The organism is Leeuwenhoekiella blandensis MED217 (assembly GCF_000152985.1).
Lineage (GTDB): Bacteria > Bacteroidota > Bacteroidia > Flavobacteriales > Flavobacteriaceae > Leeuwenhoekiella > Leeuwenhoekiella blandensis.
Genome location: NZ_CH672395.1, coordinates 1,897,687 through 1,917,669 on the forward strand (window position 1 = coordinate 1,897,687; position 19,983 = coordinate 1,917,669).

General features: G+C 40.3%; 15 protein-coding genes. 7 read left to right on the forward strand and 8 right to left on the reverse strand.

Annotated elements, in window-relative coordinates:
• A partial coding sequence (locus MED217_RS19210; RefSeq protein WP_009780031.1) for an IS3 family transposase occupies nucleotides 1-399 on the forward strand: 399 nt, incomplete at its 5' end.
• Here the strand turns inward: MED217_RS19210 and MED217_RS08175 are convergent.
• The 4 genes from MED217_RS08175 to MED217_RS08190 are packed head-to-tail and all read right to left on the reverse strand — an operon-like array spanning nucleotide 381 to nucleotide 5,556.
• Nucleotides 381-1,547, reverse strand: a complete 1,167-nt coding sequence (locus MED217_RS08175; protein WP_009780032.1) for a DndE family protein — start codon at nucleotides 1,545-1,547, stop codon at nucleotides 381-383. The genes MED217_RS19210 and MED217_RS08175 overlap by 19 nt on opposite strands.
• Nucleotides 1,537-3,639 carry a DNA sulfur modification protein DndD gene (gene dndD, locus MED217_RS08180; protein WP_009780033.1) on the reverse strand — a complete coding sequence of 701 codons (2,103 nt, stop codon included), beginning with the start codon at nucleotides 3,637-3,639 and terminating at the stop codon, nucleotides 1,537-1,539. Before dndD ends, MED217_RS08175 begins: the two co-directional genes overlap by 11 nt.
• The gene (locus MED217_RS08185; RefSeq protein ID WP_009780034.1) at nucleotides 3,636-3,818 is read right to left on the reverse strand and encodes a DNA modification system-associated small protein; all 183 of its coding nucleotides are present in this window, start codon (nucleotides 3,816-3,818) and stop codon (nucleotides 3,636-3,638) included. The genes dndD and MED217_RS08185 overlap by 4 nt, the downstream gene beginning before the upstream one ends.
• Complete coding sequence (locus MED217_RS08190; protein ID WP_083777998.1) at nucleotides 3,799-5,556, reverse strand: helicase associated domain-containing protein; 1,758 nt, start codon at nucleotides 5,554-5,556, stop codon at nucleotides 3,799-3,801. The genes MED217_RS08185 and MED217_RS08190 overlap by 20 nt, the downstream gene beginning before the upstream one ends.
• 75 nt (nucleotides 5,557-5,631) lie before the next feature.
• On the opposite strand from MED217_RS08190, the gene MED217_RS08200 reads away from it, so the two are divergent.
• A protein-coding gene (locus MED217_RS08200) for an IS3-like element ISLbl2 family transposase (RefSeq protein WP_088124382.1) occupies nucleotides 5,632-6,761 on the forward strand; the annotation gives its coding sequence in 2 pieces (ribosomal slippage) (nucleotides 5,632-5,893 and nucleotides 5,893-6,761; 1,131 coding nt in all).
• 21 nt (nucleotides 6,762-6,782) lie between these two features.
• Here the strand turns inward: MED217_RS08200 and MED217_RS08205 are convergent.
• The 3 genes from MED217_RS08205 to MED217_RS08210 all read right to left on the reverse strand — a co-directional run bounded on the left by MED217_RS08205 (nucleotide 6,783) and on the right by MED217_RS08210 (nucleotide 10,693).
• On the reverse strand, nucleotides 6,783-7,244 hold the full coding sequence (locus tag MED217_RS08205) for a hypothetical protein (RefSeq protein ID WP_009780037.1): 462 nt from the start codon (nucleotides 7,242-7,244) through the stop codon (nucleotides 6,783-6,785).
• 2,022 nt (nucleotides 7,245-9,266) lie between these two features.
• Complete coding sequence (locus tag MED217_RS19215) at nucleotides 9,267-9,509, reverse strand: hypothetical protein (RefSeq protein ID WP_154648923.1); 243 nt, start codon at nucleotides 9,507-9,509, stop codon at nucleotides 9,267-9,269.
• Nucleotides 9,510-9,544: 35 nt separating this feature from the next.
• On the reverse strand, nucleotides 9,545-10,693 hold the full coding sequence (locus MED217_RS08210; RefSeq protein ID WP_009780038.1) for a metallophosphoesterase: 1,149 nt from the start codon (nucleotides 10,691-10,693) through the stop codon (nucleotides 9,545-9,547).
• Between the two features lie 750 nt (nucleotides 10,694-11,443).
• Here MED217_RS08210 and MED217_RS08215 point away from each other — a divergent pair.
• The 3 genes from MED217_RS08215 to MED217_RS08225 are packed head-to-tail and all read left to right on the forward strand — an operon-like array spanning nucleotide 11,444 to nucleotide 15,408.
• The gene (locus tag MED217_RS08215) at nucleotides 11,444-12,247 is read left to right on the forward strand and encodes a 2Fe-2S iron-sulfur cluster-binding protein (RefSeq protein WP_009780039.1); all 804 of its coding nucleotides are present in this window, start codon (nucleotides 11,444-11,446) and stop codon (nucleotides 12,245-12,247) included.
• 8 nt (nucleotides 12,248-12,255) lie between these two features.
• Nucleotides 12,256-13,248, forward strand: coding sequence for an FAD binding domain-containing protein (locus MED217_RS08220; protein ID WP_009780040.1), 993 nt, complete (start codon nucleotides 12,256-12,258; stop codon nucleotides 13,246-13,248).
• A gap of 15 nt (nucleotides 13,249-13,263) precedes the next feature.
• Nucleotides 13,264-15,408, forward strand: a complete 2,145-nt coding sequence (locus MED217_RS08225; RefSeq protein WP_009780041.1) for a xanthine dehydrogenase family protein molybdopterin-binding subunit — start codon at nucleotides 13,264-13,266, stop codon at nucleotides 15,406-15,408.
• A 236-nt stretch (nucleotides 15,409-15,644) separates the two neighbouring features.
• Here MED217_RS08225 and MED217_RS08230 read toward each other — a convergent pair whose 3' ends face one another.
• Nucleotides 15,645-16,676 carry an XdhC family protein gene (locus MED217_RS08230; protein ID WP_009780042.1) on the reverse strand — a complete coding sequence of 344 codons (1,032 nt, stop codon included), beginning with the start codon at nucleotides 16,674-16,676 and terminating at the stop codon, nucleotides 15,645-15,647.
• Nucleotides 16,677-16,914: 238 nt separating this feature from the next.
• Between MED217_RS08230 and MED217_RS08235 the strand changes: the two genes are divergently transcribed.
• A complete protein-coding gene (locus MED217_RS08235; RefSeq protein WP_009780043.1) occupies nucleotides 16,915-18,756 on the forward strand; it encodes a glycoside hydrolase family 15 protein in 1,842 nt (613 codons plus the stop codon).
• Nucleotides 18,757-18,818: 62 nt separating this feature from the next.
• Nucleotides 18,819-19,940 carry a formylglycine-generating enzyme family protein gene (locus MED217_RS08240; RefSeq protein ID WP_009780044.1) on the forward strand — a complete coding sequence of 374 codons (1,122 nt, stop codon included), beginning with the start codon at nucleotides 18,819-18,821 and terminating at the stop codon, nucleotides 19,938-19,940.
• Nucleotides 19,941-19,983: the final 43 nt, after the last annotated feature.

Here is a 19,983-nt window from a genome sequence, read left to right on the forward strand (position 1 = left end):
AGTGATACCCTAAATACTGAGGATACTGTTATAAAAGCTTGGCAGATGGCTATTAAAAATACCACACTAACACAACCTTTGATATTCCATTCAGACCAAGGTATCCAATATGCCAGCCAAAGATTTACTAATCTACTTAAAAGCTATAATGACCTGGTAAAACAATCGATGAGTAGAAAAGGTAATTGCTGGGACAATGCCGTAGCTGAATCCTTTTTTAAATCTCTGAAAGTAGAATGGGTATATTGGCATAAATACAAGCTTAAATCACAGGCAGAGTTATCTATCTTTCAGTGGATAGAAACCTGGTACAATACCAGAAGAAGACATTCCTACTTAGGAAACAGAACTATTAAAGAATTTGAAATAGATATGTATAATCAAAAACTAGCAGCATAGTCACTCAACTTAAAGTCCAGTTTTTTGTTGCAAGTCCAGTCAGATAACGCAGGTGGAAGATTAAGATATAAACTTTTATCTAGAATGTTTGGATTATTGGGGTTACAATTAAATATGTTTGTGGACAGATCACGAATGATTGAATATAATGTGTCTTGCCGAATATTGTTTTCCTCATAGTAATTTTCCAATCCCTCAAATAATTCTAAAATAGTAGGATATCCACCATTTTTACTGTCTAATAAATCATTTATTAAAGTAATTAAAATATTCTCTTGACTAACGCCCATTCTAGGAACGAAAGTAGATATTGTATCAACAAAAGCCCTTATGCTAAAAGGTCTCTGTCTTTCGTCAAGATTTATAGATAAAAATGGATTAAATTCAATACCGCCATCATTTACGATATCAACAAACTCACATCTTGTAGCATCCAGAAAAGGTTTTAATTGCTCTGGGTTTCCTTCACCTTTGTAATCGAAAAAGATAAACTTCAGATCATTATTAGTGTTTTTAGAAATTTGATATAATATATCTTTCACTAATTGCGTTTTTCCAGAACCTGCCATCCCAGCAATTGCAATATTTCTATTGTCAAACTCTCTTAAATCATTAATTTTTATAACAACATTATCACCTTCTACTGTTTGGCCTAATTCAAAAGTTAAAAGGTCTTTAAACTCTTTAATATCAATATTTTTTGTAGAAATATTTGTTTTAACAACGTTTTTCCTTAAATCCAATCCACTTTTAACAACTTTTAGAAGTATATCAATGTGGTCACCCTTAGATATGTCAGCTTTCTCAATTTTACTATTCCAAATTTCTAAACCGTGATTTAAGTGAAGTTTAAACAGTTTAATAAATTCATCATCAAATGTGTTTCTGCTATAATGTTGGTCAAGAATAGATTTAAAAATTATTGTATTTGAACCATTTCCTATAACAGTGCCAAAAATTGCTTTATCATCTCTAAATTCTTTACCATCGGAGCTTGGAATAATGTCATTTTCAATGTCAAATATTTTACCTGATAGTAAACTATTCGAAAATGCAATACGAGGAACTATTCCGTCATTTTTAAAATTGTATAAGGTTTTAAGCTTATATAATAATTCGTCATTTTCTTTGCTTATTTTAATTCTCATAACCTTGGAAATAGCCTGTTTTTAAATTTGTATTTGCCCCATCATTAAATAGTAAATAGGATTTAGAAATATTTGCTGAAATGTCTTTATATCGTTTAGGTGTAATCTCACTATTTGTAGAGAATAATACAACTTGTTCAGATAGAGCTGGATAATATTTTTTAGTAATATTATCTCTATGTTCTTCATCAAGCCTTCCAAGAGGCGTATCGATAAATATTGGTAAACTTTGTATTGATTCTTTCAAGATTGCTTTTATTAAGCAAGAAATATAAATTTGTTTTTCTCCAGAAGATAAACTCTCTTTTCTAATTTCATTATCGTCTTGGTCTAAAAGGGTTATTTTCATTCCTTGGCCAGATGCTAAAATGGTAACTTTTACATCTTCAATAAATTTGCTGCTATTTTCTTCGCTACCAAGTTTGTGCATTAATATTTTTAGCTCGCTTAAAATTGTTTTTTCAAGACTGTCTTTGTGTTTGTTTTTCTGTTCTTCGAGAAATAAATTTAAAATGTCAATGTACTTCTGACTTTCTTTAATTTTAATTTTGTTTTGGGCATTAACATCAACCTTTTTAACTAATACAGACAATTGTTGATTCAATCTTATTATGTCACCTTTAAGTTTGTTTATTTGCTGATTATTCTCTCCAATTTTTCTGTTATTCTCTGTGATATTATAATCTGCTGTTTCTTTTTTTGATGAATAGTCTAAAATCAACTCATCTTCCAAATCAGCATCAACCTTGCTTAAAGTTTTGTTTAATTCTGAAAGTTTGATTCTTGTTTTGTTGAATTCTTCAATTGTAGTTTCGAATAAGTCTTTTGATTGAGAACTTACAAGATTAATTGCATCATAGATTAAGCTTTTTTCAGAATTGTTTAAATCGTGTTCAAATTCTAAATCTTTGTAATCTCCATTAGAGGTAAACAATTCTGAACCTAAATTTTTGGCCTTATCGTAATAGAAAAGCTTGTCCTTGAATGACATAGTAGAATTTTCAGGTTCAGGTGGTTTATTAAAAAGTAGCTCTATAAAATTTTCAATTTTTTCAGAATTTTCTATTGAAGAATTTTGAGATATTGAGTTTTCCTCTTGAATTTCAAGATGTTCGCTTACTTCTTCAAGTTTTCCTGTCAAAATAGCTAACGGAATTATTTCGCTTAATTCATTGAATTTTTCAGATAGTTCAAATTCCTTTGCTGTAAGCTTTTCTATTTCAGATAAAATTGATTCTCTGTCAAATGTCGAATTCCCTTGTTTACTGTGTTGCGATATGAGGTTATCGTATTGTCTTATGGTTTTCTTTAAATCATCAATCTCTTTAAGATTTTCAGCATTTTCTTCTTCAAGCTTTTCAATATCTATTTCAGAGAGTTCAATTGCTTTTTCTTTATCAACTATTTGTTCTTGTAAGTTTTTTGTCGCTCCTTCTTTCTTCAATGTATTAATGTAAAACTCTATATCCTCAATTAGAGTGTCATATGTATCAAGACCTAATATTTTACCTAATGCATCATTTATAAAACTACCTTCTTCCTTAATAGATAAATTTGCAATTTCAGAGATTTTTTCTGCATCAAAAAACACAAATTTTGCAGCATCGATTGGGATTATATAATCATTGATGACATTAATCTTATCAGCTTCATCATCAAAGATTTCCATATTTGAATTAGTATCTGAAATAGAAAGTGTTTCGTTCATACTAGTAACATTAAATGTTCTGGTTATGATAACACTATCAGAGTTTGAATTTAGTTTATTCAATTCTGGTAATTCTATTTCTGAAACTTCTATACTAACTGAAAATGTATCCTTATTTTCTTTTTTTGCTGTCCAATTTATAGACTGTTGCATAAAAGATGAATAGTTTTTTTCTTTTTGAATTTCCTTTTTAAAGTTATCATCAATTTGAGAAATTTTCTCGCCATAAAGACACCAAACTATGGATAATAAGAGGTTTGTTTTACCATAACCATTTCTACCTCCAATAACTACAATATTTCGGTCGGTATCAGTTGTTAAATCAATATTTACAGCATTGTAATATTGTCTAAAATTGTTGATTTTTATATTTGAGAACTTCATTTTATCGCTTTTTCAATAACATCATTAATTTTTTGCTGATGGTAATTATTTCTTTTCAGCAACTTCTTTGTTTTAACTGAATCCAATAAAGTTTCAATAGATTCAAAACTGACTTCTTTATCATTACAAATCTCTTTGAGTCTTTGGTTTTGCAATAGTTTAGTTTCTTTTATTTTCATATTTTATATTTTGAAGAAGTTTAGCAACTTCAATAAATTTATTTTCTTCTTTGCTGCCAAGTTCATTTTTATCAAATAGCTTTCTCTGTTTGTAAAAGAATTGATATAAATTTTCTTCACCATCTTTATTTGCTGAAGGCAGTCGACGATTATTTGAAACAAATGAGATTAATTCTTGATATTTCTCATTTGAGTTCAATCTTCGTCTACCGTTTACGCTTGGGTATTTTACTAATAAACTGTTTAGTTTTTCTAGTTTGTTTTTAGCAAGTTTTCCCTTGTTTTGCTTACTTTTTTGAACACAAAGCCAACGGTATAGTTTTATTTCCTTTTGAGGCACTCCATTTGAAAATGGTAGCCTTTTTTCTGTTAAGACGAAATTTTGAAGCATTTCAAACCTTTCTTCCCAAGTTTTTTTGTCGGTTTTCTGGACTTCCGATATTTTCTTAAAGTCAGATTCATATTTTTTTGTTGTTAATCCTATATGCGAACCTTTAAAAAAGATGTACAATCCAGATTCATCAAGTTTCAAATTTTGAAGTATGCTATATTGATTTGATTTTGGACGATATTTTAAAACATGTTCTGTTATGTCTGAAATATGTTTCGGTACAGAATATTGCATTAAATATTCTTCAGCAATATCTCGTATTGTACCTCCTTTGAAATTGTCCAATTCACTTTCCCATTTTTTCAAACCAAATACACTTTTTCTACCAATTGGCACAAAACCATTTTTACGTTTCATTGAAACTCTGATTTTTACTTCTTCTGTGTCATAGTTAGGATGCAGTTCTATTACCTTTTCAAAAATCTCTTTAACCTTTGAAGGTTTTCCTAAATGTTCAAGTGCTTCAAAAGCATATTCGTGTGCTTGTCGAGTAGTGTTTCTTTTGAAATTTATGTTTTCTTCTAAATCAAGATAAATTTCAAATTCTTCATTAATTATTTTCTCACAGATTGGGAACAACAACTCTAGAAAATCAATATAGTTGTTCAATAGAAACTTTGATAAATAGCTTTTGAAATTAAAGGAATAAGATTCTTCAATTCTATCGCTTAACCTCTTTGAAATATCATTAGTAAAAGAAGTGAAATCAAATTCCAAGGATAATTCTTTTTTTATTAAATAGAAGTTATTCCAATTGTGTCTGTTGCGTGAATTAAAATATTTTGGTTGTAATACATCTTCATAATTCCCTACTAAAGAAAAACTATCTTTTAAATATGCGGAAAGTATGAAAGTGATAAATTCTCTAGAAAAATTTGTGTTATTTGATTGGTTGATTTTATTTAAAATATCTGTGTCTATTTCAATATACATTGATTCAACATCTATGCTATATTTTTGAAATAAATCGTCATTGAAATTAGAAATAAAGAGTAATTTATTAAATAAACTTTCTAAACCTATTTTCCTTATCTGTCTCACTCTTTCTCTTGAAAGATCAACTTGTTCAGCTATCTCATCAAGCGTAAGTTCTTTTTGATTATTGAATAACTTCAACGCCCGCTTAACAATTACTGTTTGAGTTTCATCAAAAAATGCGTTTTGATTAAAGAGAAAGTCTGTAAGTTGAAAAATTGATTCTGACTCTAATATTTCTCTAGGAACTAATGGAATGTCGAAAGTTCGTTGTATTAAAAATCTATTTTTTAATGCAATTAAATAGTTCTCATCTCTTGTCTGGCTTACCTCAAGTATGACTTTTTTGATTGTACTAATATAATCGCTAATTTCTTTAGTAGACCTTGTAAGCTTCCCTTCAAACCGAACTGTTTAGAAGTGTAATAATTCTTAATTTTAAACAGTATGAGACGAAGCAAATTCACACCTACACAGATTGCAAAAATTTTAAAGGAGTTCGACAACGGTAAGAGTGTTGAAGAAATTAGCCGCGAATACGGTGTCAGTACCTCTACCTTTTATAAATGGCGTTCTAAATACGCTGGTATGAGCAGCAAAGAACTTAAGCGTATTAAGGAGCTCGAAGCTGAAAACGCCCGTCTAAAGCAGATGTATGCCTCTTTAGCACTAGACCACCAAATGGCAAAAGAGATTATTGAAAAAAAGCTCTAAAGCCCTGCCGTAAACGCACCATAGCTAAAGAACTTATCCGCTACGGCATCAGTAGGGCGTGCCGAGTGCTTAATATGAGTAAAAGTGTTTACTATTATAAGCCATTACCCAAGGATGATACTCCTATAGAGAAGGCTCTTAGAGACAAAGCAGAAGAACATTCAGAAGAGGGTTTCTGGAAAGCCTACTGGCGTATCCGTAACGAAGGAAAGCCTTGGAATCATAAGCGGGTACACAGGGTGTATGTATCTTTAGGGCTTCCTTTAAGAAGAAAAGCAAAGAAGCGCCTGCCCGCGCGTATACAGGAGCCTTTGGAGATTCCTGAAGAATTGAATGATACTTGGAGTATTGATTTCGTAAGCGATGTCCTAGAAAACAAGAGACGTTTTAGATCTTTTAACGTAATAGACGATTTTAATCGAGAGGCACTACATATTGAAGTAGACTTTTCATTGACTAGTAATCGGGTAGTCTGGGTACTCAATCACCTAATCAACCGACGGGGCAAGCCAAACAGGATCAGGATGGACAATGGTCCTGAATTCATAGCAAACCTAACTGCTGAATGGAGTAAAATGCATGAAATTGAATTTAAATACATACAACCAGGCAAACCTACTCAAAATGCTTTTGTAGAACGCTTTAATGGCTCCTATCGCAGAGGTGTCCTAGATAAATATATCTTTGAAAACATTGATCAGGTAAGGGAACAAACTCAAATATGGATGGAAGATTACAATAAATATCGTCCCCATGACTCACTGGGCAAAATAGCACCAGTGCAATACGCAAAACTCCATTCTCTTGGGGCTAGCCCCAAGAGAATGAAAAACAATAATTTTAAACCAGTTTTGGAAGATTAAGCAGTTCTAGTCTGGGGAAGCTTACAACCTTTCTCCAACATTTTTGATTTTATCAATTTCAAATGACCTTAAAATCAATATTCGGTTTGCAAAATTTTTTATTTTCAGGTCACCTCCAAGAAAAGATTTAATGGCATTTTTACTCCTAACTTTTAAACCTTCTGTATTTACAATAATGTAACTATTTATTACATTTCTTTGAACCCGGGTGAGATCAGCAATTATTTCTTTGAAACTATCGTTTTTTGCTTCTGAATTATCTTTATTTAAATTTTCCTGTTCTGGTGACTCACTCAGATATCTAACACAAATACCTATAAGCTCCATATTAGACTTTCTTCCACAATTTTGCAGTTTTTCAAATGATCTATTTTTTAAATAGTAATCTTTAATCTCACTTATTGTGTTTAAATCATTCGATTTACAGACATTATAGGTTCTAACGCTTATTTTTTTATTATTGTGGATTTCGTCAATAGTCATTACCTTGAAAATCAATTTTTTAATGTAATATCTTAAATGTTATTAATATAGATTTACTTTTACCAGCTGTTTCAAATAATACATGCTTTGGCTAAAAACAGTCCTTGTGATTTTTCAGTTTTAGCTTTTCTTTATAGAAAAAAAATTAGGCTTTTTTGGGAGGGTTCAGCTAGATTAACATTAATATATTCACTAAAATACACTATTACCCGGTTATACTTCAGGATATTAGTGCTTTTTATTAGTTTCAACAATATCGGCATAAATCTCCAACCTTATTTACGGGATTCTGTAAATCCTATAAAAGGCGCATTCTTCGGGTCAGGGTGCAGTGTGGGTCGTATTTGGTTCGGTAAACTCCCATTTTTTAAGAACAGGGTGCTTTAAGACTCCCAACCTGCCGCTTGTCGATGCGAGGCATACCCGAAGGAGACCCGAACAAGACCCGAACGAGACCCCTACCAAACCCCCGGAAATTTCGAATTTATGTGTAATGGTGTGCGAACTTGTGCAGGAGTGTGCAACACCGTGCAAGCCTATGCAGGGTAATTTGGATTTTTGTAAGGGGTTTCGGGTTAAAGGTTGTGAAGGGGGGAGGTTTTATAAGATTGCGTTGATTTCCTAGTGTTGAATGGAGTGGTATTAGGTTTTATTCATGTTCTGTTCATTTTCTTTACTCGCGTGATCCTTATTTCACGGGAGCTCGTGAATCTCCTAACGTCGATTTGCCTCGTTTAAAGAAAACGAACCAAAAGAAACGACGCCTTTTGGATAGGTATTTTTTGCTATCGCAAAAACCGCAAGCGCATCCCTAAATTTCTTCCAAGGCTTCAGAAATTCTTAACGGGATGCCCTTGCTATACTGACCAAAAGGGAACTAAACCCTTCGGGTATGGATATTTATTACAGAAAACCGAAAACCACAAACCGCAAACAGCAAACTGAAGACTGCTACTGCCGACATAATCCAGAGCTTCCTGCAGCTATTCTGAACCAAGGGAATTTTGGATTCGTGTAACCCGTCGGGTATGAAAATGCTCAGTCATCTCGACGTTAGGAGAGATCACACAACAAGCTAACTCCCTTCTCTCCCGAAGTTTCGGGAGGAGAAGGGCTGGGGATGAGGGCTTTTGATGAAGGGCGCACCAGATGCGATTTCTCGACTGCGCTCGAAATGACAAATGCGCTCAAAAACTGCTTTTTCATGTAACCCTTCGGGTATGGATATTTATTACAGAAAACGGTAAACTGAAGACTGAAAACTGCTACTGCCGACTTTATCCAGAGCTTCTCGCAGCTATTCTGAAACAAGGGAATTTTGAATTCGTGTAACCCTTCGGGTATGAAAATGCTCAGTCATCTCGACGTTAGGAGAGATCACACAACAAGCTAGCTCCCTTCTCTTCCGAAGTTTCGGGAGGAGAAGGGCTGGGGATGAGGGCTTTTGATGAAGTGCGCACCAGATGCGATTTCTCGACTGCGCTCGAAATGACAAATGCGCTCAAAAACTGCTTTTTCGTGTAACCCTTAGGGTATGCGTATTCAATACTGCAAACAGAAAACCACAAACCGCAAACCGCAAACCGCAAACTGCTACTACCGACTTAATCCAGAGCTTCCTGCAGCTATTCTGAACCAAGGGATTTTGAATTTGTGTAACCCTTCGGGTATGAAAATGCTCAGTCATCTCGACGTTAGGAGAGATCACACAACAAGCTAACTCCCTTCTCTCCCGAAGCTTCGGGAGGAGAAGGGCTGGAGATGAGGGCTTTTGATGAAGTGCGCACCAGATGCGATTTCTCGACTGCGCTCGAAATGACAAATGCGCTCAAAAACTGCTTTTTCGTGTAACCCTCAGGATATGCGTATTCAATACTGCAAACAGAAAACCGCAAACCATAAACTGAAGACTGAAAACTACTATTACCGACTTAATCCAAAGCTTCCCGCAGCTATTCTGAACCAAGGGAATTTTGGATTCGTGTAATCCGTCGGGTATGAAAATGCTCAGTCATCTCGACGTTAGGAGAGATCACACAACAAGCTAACTCCCTTCTCTCCCGAAGTTTCGGTAGGAGAAGGGCTGGGGATGAGGGCTTTTGATAAAGTGCGTACCAGATGCGATTTCTCGACTGCGCTCGAAATGACAAATGCGCTCAAAAACTGCTTTTTCGTGTAACCCTCAGGATATGCGTATTCAATACTGCAAACAGAAAACCACAAACCATAAACCGCAAACAGCAAACTGAAGACTGCCACTGCCAACTGCTACTGCCAACTGCTCACTGTTTTTCTCCGGTTCAATAGGCTTTCATTAAAAAGCGGGTGGTGTTTTGATCATTGATGGCGTGGAATCCGGAGGCGTTGTATAGGAGGCCGTACACGTGTTGGTTTTCAGCATGCTTAAGGTCTATGCCAATGACCTGATCGGTGTATAAGGTTTGTACCTGATCAAAAACGCTATGACCTATAATGATCTTCGTGCTGTCAAATGCATCCAAAATACGACTGACTTCTTCCGCAGTGAGGGATTCGTTGGCCAGTCCGCGATACCATAAAGGGCCTTCTGTACGTAAGAGCAAGCGTTCTTGTTTTGTCTGGTCGTTCGGGGTTTTATCAAGCCCTTCGCGTATACCAGAATTGATCTGTTCCAAGCGAAGCCCTGCTGCAACCAACTGCGGACTCACACCACCGTGTACAAAGAGGTAGTCCCCGATCTTTACGATGCTGTTCTTGCTGCGCAACCAGCGGCCCAGTGCGGTATCTGGGGTATACCATTGGGAGTAGTCGATCTTTAGAAAGTCGGCTTTTTTAAAATAACTGCCGTGCACGTATTTATACATTCGGGCATCGTAAGCGCCCATCAGGTTCATAGTCTCGTGATTGCCTAAGATAAAATGCAGCTTGCCGCCTGCGCGTGCTGCTTCCTGTTCCAGTTTGTAGATGAGCCACAGGCATTCATTCACCTGTGTGCCGCGGTCAAAAAAATCACCCAGTAAGACCAAATGCCCTGTTCCATACTGCCAGGCCAGGTCTTGGTCTACAACACCTGTACCTTTTAAAAAGCGCACAAGACCTTCAAAATTTCCCTCAATGTCAGAGAGGCAAAGCAAGCGCTCGGGTAGGGCGTAGGTGTCTTGTGCTGGAGCAAAAGAATCTTTTAGACGCACCTTAAACGAATTTTCGGGAGTGTTTACTTTGAGGACCAGGCTATCGTTCCCGGGGTAGCTATGTTGCTTTTTAATAAAGGTGTTTTGTTCGTTTGCAATGCTAACGACATGGATACTTTCGTTTTGATAAAAAACAAGCGGCGGTTCTGTATGTAGGTTGTATGCTTTTTTGCTGTAGTGGGGCGTTTTGAGTTTCCATCCGGGAGCCAACGGAATCACGTAGATCACTCCAAAAAAGCCAAGGCTTACCGCAATCACCAGATAACCGATGTACGCCAAACAAGCATATTTAACTATTCGAAACAGATGGTTTTTGATAGGTCGCATACCAGGAAGACGAAACAGCAGGGGTTTTGTTACGATTTGATAATTAGTGGGTTGTGGTTATTTGTGATTAAAGGGTTTGAAAGTGGTTTAGTGTTGAATTGAGTGTATTAACTTTTAATCGTGTTCCTTACTTTTCTTTGCTTGTCCAAAGAAAAGTAACAAAAGAAAAGACCCTTTTTCTTAGGTATTTTTCGCCTTATGGGCGAAAACCGCAAGAAGGCTCCTAAATTTTCTCCAAGGCTTCAAAAATTCTTAACGGAGCCTTCTCGCTATACTGAAGAAAAAGAATAAAAACTCTACGGGTATGGATATTTAATATAGTAAACTGCAAACTGAAGACTGCTACTGCCGACTGTCCCCTCGTCTTTTCTCTTTTGTCCAATGCTAACATTTCAAGTCTAAAATCTTTAGTCTACCTACAACAAACAACAAACAACAAACAGTAAACAGTAAACCGAAAACTGAAGACTGAAAACTGCTACTGCCGACTGCTACTGCCAACTGTTGATCCGTCTCTGAATAAAGTTTATGAATTCATAGGGAAGTTCTTAAGAGAGATTTAGGATTCACGGGGCTTTCCGTGGTTTGAGATTGGGTAACTTGACAGCACAGGTGTTATGCTGTATTTCGGTTTGTCGGGTTTTAACACACAAAAGGGCAGACGTAGCGGTAAACACAAACAAAAAACTTCAATACTACATCATGAAAACAAGTAAGCATCAGCAACCGCTTCAGGAACAGCAACTCACTGAGGATGAAGCGAAAGTGCTGGACCGTCTGGGGATCTTTGGCGACTCGCGCCGTAAGTTCTTAGGGCAGATCTCAGCCGCCAGTATGAGTGTTATGGCCTCGCCGTATTTCTCTTCCGGACTCTTAGCACAAACGACTCCAGACACCTTAAAAGACGATCTGGATGCGCTTTTAAACGAAGTAGAGGTTAAGCTTCACGTTAACGGAAATGTTAAACCTTTAACATTAGATTCACGTACTTCGTTGCTTGACGCCCTGCGCGAACACCTACACCTCACCGGAACGAAAAAAGGATGCGACCACGGGCAGTGTGGTGCATGCACTGTAATCATTGATGGGAAACGAAAACTTTCTTGCTTGACCCTTGCCGCTACTTGTAAAGACAAAAAGATTACGACGGTTGAAGGCCTTGCCGATGGCGCAGGCTTGCACCCGATGCAGGAAGCCTTTTTAAAACACGACGGCTTTCAATGCGGGTATTGCACCCCGGGACAATTGTGTTCGTCTGTAGCTTTATTAGACGAAGCTAAAAACGGCGAAGCCAGCTATGTTACAGAAGATTTTACACAGGTCGCTCAAAACCTTGACCTTTCTGAAGAAGAGATCAGAGAGCGTATGTCGGGTAATATTTGCCGCTGTGGCGCATACAACAATATTGTACAGGCTGTAAAAGAAGTACAATCGGGTGTTGAAGAACAACCCAAATGGCGCTTCGCGAGTGTAGACGAACTTAAAGCAGCAGGCGATAACCAATAAAACCAATTATGAGACCATTTAACTATATAGCAGCCAAAACACGGCAAGAAGCCCTGACGGCGATACAAGAACGGGAAGAAGCTAAATACCTGGGCGGAGGAACCAACCTCGTTGACCTGATGAAGGAAGATGTAGAACGCCCCGAACACCTTATTGAGGTGGCCGATCTGGACAATGATCGCATCACCGCCAATGCCGCCGGTGGATATACGCTGGCTGCGGCAAAGAGCAATTCGGCGACGGCCAATGCTCCGGAGATCCGTAAAAATTATCCGCTACTGTCTATGGCGATGCTTTCTGCAGCCACGGCACAAATACGCAATATGGCGACTAACGGTGGAAACCTGTTGCAGCGCACCCGTTGCCCGTATTTCTTTGAAACTTCGATGCCCTGTAACAAGCGCGAACCGGGAAGCGGTTGTGGCGCGCTGGAAGGCGCTAATGCCAAGCACGCCATTTTTGGATGGAGTAAAAGCTGTGTGGCAACCCATCCTTCTGATATGTGTGTGGCGCTGGCGGCACTCGAGGCTACCGTAAGCGTACAAGCCCCTGACGGAAGCGAACGCACTATAGATTTTACCGACTTTCACCGTCTGCCGGGGTCGTCTCCGGAAAAGGACAATACCTTGGAGCCGGGAGAGTTGATCACAGCGATCGATCTGCCCAAACCGCAGTTTACCGAGCATTACCATTATTTGAAAATTCGTGAACGTAGTAGTTACGCCTTTGCCTTGATCTCTGTAGCAGCAGGGCTGAAAATACGTGGAGGAATCATCACCGATGCCGGTCTGGCAATGGGAGGTGTAGCCCACAAACCGTGGAAGCTTACCAGTGCAGAAGCCTACCTGATCGGGAAAAAACCAAGTACAACTCACTTTGAGGAAGCAGCACGTCTGGCATTAGAAGATGCTCAAACGCTCGCCTACAATGCATACAAAGTACCTATGGGAAGCAAAGCCATCGTGCGTGCTTTGGAACAAGCCTATGCTAAAAAGGCCTAATCAATACACAACATTATGAATTCATATACATCAAAAGGAACCGGAAACCCGATCAACCGTGTGGAAGGAAAACTTAAAGTGACCGGAATGGCAAAATATGCCTCCGAGTTTAACGTCAAGGATCTGGTCTATGCGCAGGGCATCAACAGTACAATCGCCAAAGGACGTATTACTGCGGTAGATACTTCTGAAGCTGAAGCCCAAAAAGGCGTACTGGCCGTGATCACCTTTAAGAATGCTGAAAAACTCGCACAGTACGAGAAAGACTTACATCCCTTATCTACCACCAGTATTCAACCGGTACTACAGAGTAACGAAGTGCATTACTATGGGGAGTATGTAGGAATGGTGGTTGCTGAAACTTTTGAGCAGGCGCAGTATGCAGCCCGACTTGTAAAGTATACCTACGATGAATCCAAACCGGATATTGATTTTCAAGCATCAAAACCTAAAGCCTATAAACCCACGGAGCAGTCAGATTATTCCCGGGGAGATGTCGCTAGCGGACTTGCAGAAGCAGACGTTACCCTTGATGAGACCTACGTTACACCTATTGAGCACCACCATCCCATGGAATTGCATGCGCTTATCGGTTCGTGGAACAACGGTAACGTACAAGCCTATGCGAGTCAACAAATGATAGACAATGCGGCAAAGACGATCGCAGATACCTTTAAGATCGATAAAAAGAACGTACGCGTGATGTCGCCCTATGTAGGGGGTGGCTTTGGTTCTAAGCTTGCAGCAAAACAGCACGTGATCCTTGCCCTGATGGCTTCTAAAGCTGTCGGGCGTCCCGTACAGTTCACCGTAACGCGTACGCAGATGTTTACCAATACCAATTTGCGTCAGCGTAACGAGCAGCGTATACAAATAGGAGCAAAAAAAGACGGCACGCTTACTGCTTTGTCCCACGATACCTTATCGCATACCTCAACTTATGAGCAGTATCAGGAATCTTGTGGTACGGTGAGTAAAATGCTTTACAAAACACCCAACAACAGCGTAACCCACCGCTTGATGCCAATGAATTTACAAACGCCATTTGCGATGCGTGCTCCCGGGGAAGCGACCGGTAGTTTTGCTTTAGAATCGGCGATGGATGAGATGGCATATAAACTGGATATGGATCCTGTGGAATTTCGAATCAAGAACGATACGCAGGTAGACCCAAGTAACGACAAACCCTTTTCTTCCCGTTTGCTGAATGAATGTTTGCGTCTGGGTGCTAAGGAATTTGGTTGGGAGAATCGTCCCAAAACTCCCGGAACAATGTCTGAAGGCAATTGGCTGGTAGGCTACGGGGTAAGCGGTGCCTCGCGTCGTGCTCCGTTTATGAAGACTTCGGCTAAAGTGATTTTAGAATTGAAAGACAATAAGGTGTATGCCACCTTGCAAATGGATGCGACCGATATCGGTACAGGAAGTTATACGATTCTGGCACAGACGGTTTCAGAATATTTAGACATTCCTGTAGCGCAGGTAGATGTAGAACTAGGCGATTCTGAATATCCGGTTACACCCGGTTCCGGAGGATCCTGGGGTGCTGCTTCTTTTGCCAACGGAGCCCGTGCAGCCTGCGAACAGGCGATGAAGGACTTAAAAGTTAAAGCTGGTGCTACAGATGCGACTTCGACGGCTGCGCTGATGCAAGCGAGTAACTTGAATACGCTGGAAGCGGAAGGAACGGCTGAGCCTGATGAAGAATATAAGGCGCACAGCGTGTTTTCGTTTGGTGCCAACTTTACCGAGGTTTGGGTAGATAAAGATACGGGTGTATTTCGCATCAAGCGTATGCTTAATGTGGCCAGCTGCGGAAAGATCCTGAACCCAAAGACCGCTTTTGGTCAGATCATTGGGGGGTGTGCGATGGGAGCCGGGATGGCGATTGCAGAACGCACTGAAGTAGAACCCAACTACGGAAACTTTATTACGCGGTCGTTTGCAGACTACCACGTTCCTGTTAATCTGGATATGGCCAATATTGATGTGATCTACCTTCCTGAAGAGGATAAGATCGCCAACAAAATGGGCATCAAGGGAATTGGCGAACTGGGTATCACCAGTGTTGCGGCTTCTATTGCCAATGCAGTCTTTAACGCAACCGGTAAGCGTATGCGTGAGTTGCCGCTCACCCCTGAGAAAATGATTCTAAAATAAGAAAGCGCGGCGTAACAGCTTCTGCATTATAAATTCAGCGTCCTGTGGTTGATACAACTACAGGACGTTTTTTGTGGGCTGCGCCCAAGGCGATAAATTGCTAAGGTTTGGCTTATGACCAAAAAATCTTCAGTGCAAGTATAACAGGCTTACACTAAAGCAGTTTTAAAGCTTGCGCCCAAGGCTATTATACGCTGAGGTTTGACTTATGTTAGTTTACGCGTGCAGGTCTTAGATCAGGCTTCTTTGTGAATACTTCCCAACTTATCGCGCAAGGAAGGGACGTCGCGTTTGCGGGTAACCGCTAGTAGTTCCGCAAGTACAGACAGTGCAATTTCCTGCGGCGTGATGGCTCCGATATCAATACCTGCCGGTCCGTAAATGCGGTCAAGCACTTCAGCATCCAGATCGGGCTTGTAGTCTATGAGTTCGTTAAACAACTTTTCCCTGCGTTTAGAACTGCCCAAAATCCCAATATACTGTGGCTGTTTATCATAGATGTTCACCAGAAAGTTAAGGTCGGTCGCATAATTGTGATTCATCAATACCACCGCCGATTCTTCGTCGATGACGAGTTGGTGAGCTTCTTCCGGTAACAGATGCAGTACGCTCTTTACTCCGGGGAAATTGGCTTCGGTCTTGGGGTCTTTTGGAGATGCGATCACTGTCACGTCCCAACCCAGTTGTGAAGCCTGAATACCTAATTGCACAGCATCATGTTCCGCACCAAAAAGGAATAACTGAAAAATAGGAGGTAGCTGTTGCTTAAATTCCAAAGTATTTTCGGCAGGAGTGGTTTGCGTTTCTTCCCCGTTCAAAAGGAGGGGAGCTCCCGCTGCAAGCTGCACCTGTGAACCCAAATAGTGATGGGTTGCTTCAATATCGCGGCTGTAATACGCGCAAATTTGTATTGGAGTACGTTGCTCAAAAGCAGTGGTGAGTTGGTTGTACAGCGCTTCGGTAACCACCAAGGGTTCGATCAGGATGTAGAGAATACCTTCACAGCCCAGACGGTATCTGCCGTCGTAGGTCATCATTTTGGGGTTTCCTGTTTCGAAGACCTCCTGCGCCTGAAAAAGCACTTCCTTTTCTACGCAGCCGCCGCTTACCGCTCCGGTCATCGTTCCGTTTGCTGCGATCAACATACGTACGCCCGGTTTGCGGTAGGAGGAGCCGTCAAGAGCGACGACACTCGCCATAACACAAGCCTGTTGCTGTTGGTTATAGGTAAAAGCCGTTGTGATCAGGGTGCGGAATTCGTGCGTCATAAGAAAGGAGTGAATATCAAATGTAGCCTTTTTTGTGCTTTTAGGAAACGCTAAACCCCGATGCAGCCTGCTAAAGTTGTATTAAAGTTGGTTTAAAAAGAACTGTTTTACAGGCAAAAAAGCTTCGAAGGAATCTAAGACTCAAGTTTTACCTTTATTTTAATAAAAAGCCCTGTGTTTATCAGTAATTTTTCAGATTGAGAACACATCCAACTAATTAAAACGTATTAAAAATTCAATGAAAGAGGCAAGCGGTTATCCCGGTATAGAAAGTTATGGTGTAATAGGAAATTGTCAAACCTGTGCGTTGATCCAGCGGGAGGGCAGTATTGATTTTATGAGTTTCCCGGAGTATGATTCCCATTCGGTTTTTGCAGCGCTTCTTGACCAAAATAAAGGAGGAAGTTTTCATACGCGTCCGCAAGCGCCTTATGACAAATGTTTTCAGGAATATATTTTAGATACGGCTGTGCTCACCACACGGTTTTTATCAGAGGCTTACAACGTAGAGTTTACCGATTTTATGCCGATGAAGTCCGACGGAAAACCGGAGCGCAATCAGCTGGTGCGTAAGATCAGCTTGATACGCGGAAGCCTTTCCTTTGATCTGATCCTGAAGGTTTTGATCGATTATGGGAAGGTAGACACGCAAATCGATTACGTAGACGCGCATACGGTAGTTTTTAAGAATGAAGCGCATCCTGAAGGTCTCAAAGTGCGTAGTAGCATTGCTATTGTTGAACAGGAAGCGCTGGTGGAAGAGTTTTGCCTAGAGGAAGGCGAAGATGCCTTTTTTATCATTGAAGCGGCAAAAGAGGAACAGCCTGAAGCTCCTATTGCCGAGCAGTGTGAAGAACTGAATACCAAACTGCATGATACCATTCACTTCTGGCATCAATGGATCAAAACCTGCAAGTATACCGGTGACTTTGCCGAGCATATGAAACGCTCTGCGATCACCTTAAAACTGATGACCAGTGCCAAATATGGTTCTACAGTAGCCGCGCCCACCTACGCCTTGCCCGAGAAGATAGGGGGAGATAAGAATTGGGATTACCGATACGCCTGGGTACGTGACGCCGCTTTTACCATGTATGCTTTTATGCGCTTAGGTTTTATAGAAGAGGCCTCGCATTTTATGAAGTGGATTTATGATCTTATCGATGCCGATATCAATGGAGATGTAGAATTGCAGATTATGTACCGTATTGACGGCAGTCGCGATCTGGAAGAGGAAGAGCTGGATCTTGAAGGCTATAAACGATCACAACCGGTACGTATAGGAAATGCCGCAACGGGGCAGTTGCAGCTGGATGTGTTTGGCGAATTGATGGATACCATCTACCTCTTTGATAAATACGGACAGAACGTGATGTATTCTTTCTGGAGAAATGTAGAGAAACTGATCGATTTTGTATGTAAGAACTGGGAAAACCCCGATCACGGGATCTGGGAGGTACGTGAAGTCAAGCGACACTATCTGTTTTCAAGATTGATGTGTTGGGTAGCTTTAGACAGGGCGATACGACTCGTTCGTAAGCGATCCTTACCAACAGATGTAAGCCAATGGATCGAAAATAGAAACAAGATCTTTCAGGATATTTATGAGAATTTCTGGGATGAAGAATTGCAAAGCTATGTGCACTTCAAAGGTGCCAAAACCGTAGATTCTTCTTTACTGATGATGCCGCTGATGAAGTTTATCAGTCCGTATGACAAGCGCTGGGTCAAAACCATGAAAGTTATCGAAGACCAACTCATTGTCGACGATGTACTGGTGTATCGAAACCTGCACGACAGCATTCCGAATAAAAACGAAGCTGTTGAAGGATCATTTACCATAGGTTCGTTCTGGTATATAGAGTGTTTATCGCGGGGCGGCGAAGTCGAAAAAGCAGAGCGGTATTTTCAGAAGTTGATGAGTTACAGCAACCATCTCAACTTATTTGCAGAAGAGTTGAGTCCGTCTGGCGCCCAATTGGGGAACTTCCCGCAGGGGTTCTCTCACTTGGGACTTATCAGTACTTTATTTTCCATAGACCGCCAAAAAGGGCAAAATACCTTTGTTTTAAAACAATAATGAAACCTTTACCGATGCAAATGAGGAATCAGAATCTTTAAAAACTTGTATTTTTGGTGCCTATGAAAGACATCAAAACAAGCGCTTGTATGGTGCTGGCCACTGCAGTTCTCGTACTTTCCTGTAAAGAGCGGGCAAGCGATAAGATAAAAACTTCGACTACCTCAAAAGAGGTTCAACAAGAAGCGCATCAACTTTTGGTTGTGCAGCCCGATAGTATTGCGACCCCGGAAGGGATGGTATGGGTTTCGGGGATCGAATTTACACAAGGTGCACGACCCGGAGACTCCTTTGCGTTGCCACGGGAAAAACCGGCACATCCGGTAGCAGTAGATGGGTTTTTTATCGATATCACCGAAGTGACCAATGCGCAGTTTAAAGCTTTTGTAGAGGCTACCGGTTATGTAACTCTTGCCGAGCGCCCGGTAGACTGGGAAGAACTGAAAAAGAACGTACCTCCCGGAACACCAAAACCCGCCGATAGTGTATTGCAACCCGGATCACTGATCTTTGACCGCAGTGTGCAAAACGTACGCGACCTTAATGATTACACGCAGTGGTGGGAGTGGAAAATAGGGGCCAACTGGAAACATCCGCAAGGACCGGGAAGTAGTATTGAAGGGAAAGACGATTATCCAGTTGTACACATCAGTTATGAAGACGCCTTAGCCTATTGCAAATGGGCCAAGCGTCGCCTGCCCACCGAAACCGAATGGGAGGCTGCCGCGCACGGACAAATGCCCGGAGGGGTTTACACCTGGGGAGATGATGAAAGCGCACTACCTACCAAAGCCAATACGTGGCAAGGAACTTTTCCTACCAAAAACACCAACGAAGACGGCTTTGCCTATGTGGCTCCCGTGGCTTCATTTGACCCCAACTCCATCGGTATCTATGATTTAACGGGTAATGTGTGGGAGCTTACACAAGACTGGTTTTCTACGCGCTATTATCAGGAGATAGCAGGGAATACAACTGTAAATCCGCAAGGGCCTGCAGCAAGTTATAATCCTGAAAATCCCTATCAGGCCGAGAAAGTGATCAAAGGAGGTTCGTTTTTATGTGACGACTCGTATTGTGCCAGTTATCGTATTTCTGCTCGAATGGGGCAGGCGCCTGATTCTGCAACAGATCATAGCGGTTTTAGGACTGTTGCCGATGTGCACATGCTTCAATCGGAATAAGACTCAAAAAGCCTGTCTACTTTTTAAGAAAAGGATTTCGTAT